The organism is Nonomuraea sp. K271, assembly GCF_009908215.1.
Lineage (GTDB): Bacteria > Actinomycetota > Actinomycetes > Streptosporangiales > Streptosporangiaceae > Nonomuraea > Nonomuraea longispora.
The window spans coordinates 1-679 of the sequence record NZ_JAAAHR010000396.1; the positions used below are offsets into that span (position 1 = coordinate 1).

Sequence of the window (679 nt, forward strand, 5' to 3'; positions counted from 1 at the left end):
GTGATCAAGATGGTCATGGCGCTGCGCAACGGTGTGCTGCCGCGGACGTTGCATGCTGATGAGCCGTCGCCGCATGTGGACTGGTCGGCGGGTGCGGTGAAGCTGCTGACCGAGGCGCGGCCGTGGCGGGAGAACGGGCGTGCTCGGCGGGCGGCTGTGTCGTCGTTCGGGATCAGCGGCACGAACGCTCATGTGATCATCGAGCAGGGCCCGGTCGCGGAGCCGGAGCCGGAACGCGCCGGCGAGCAGCCGGTCGTGCCCCTGCTGGTGTCGGCGAAGAACCCGGAGGCGCTTGAGGCCCAGGCCGGGCGGCTCGCGTCGTGGATCACGGCACGACCGGAGCTGGACCCGGCCGACACGGCGTGGTCGCTGGCGACAGGCCGGGCGATGCTGGAGCAGCGCGCGGTGGTCGTGGGCGCTGATCGCGACGAACTGGTGGCCGCTCTTCGGGAACTGGCCCCCGTCGCGATCACGCCTGTTGGGAAGCTGGCGTTGTTGTTCGCCGGTCAGGGTAGTCAGCGGGTCGGCATGGGGGCTTCCCTCATCGAGAGGTTCCCGGTGTTCGCCGAGGCGTTGGACGAGATCTGCCGGGTGTTCGATCCGTTGTTGCCGCATCCGTTGCGTGAGGTGATGTTCGCCGATCCCGAGGGGGTGCTGAACGAGACCGGGATGACCCAGC

The 679-nt window shown here is 69.4% G+C and carries 1 protein-coding gene; it reads left to right on the top strand.

What is annotated here, in order from left to right:
- On the top strand, positions 1–679 hold a 679-nt coding region (locus tag GUY59_RS47160), incomplete at both ends, for a type I polyketide synthase (RefSeq protein WP_161715161.1).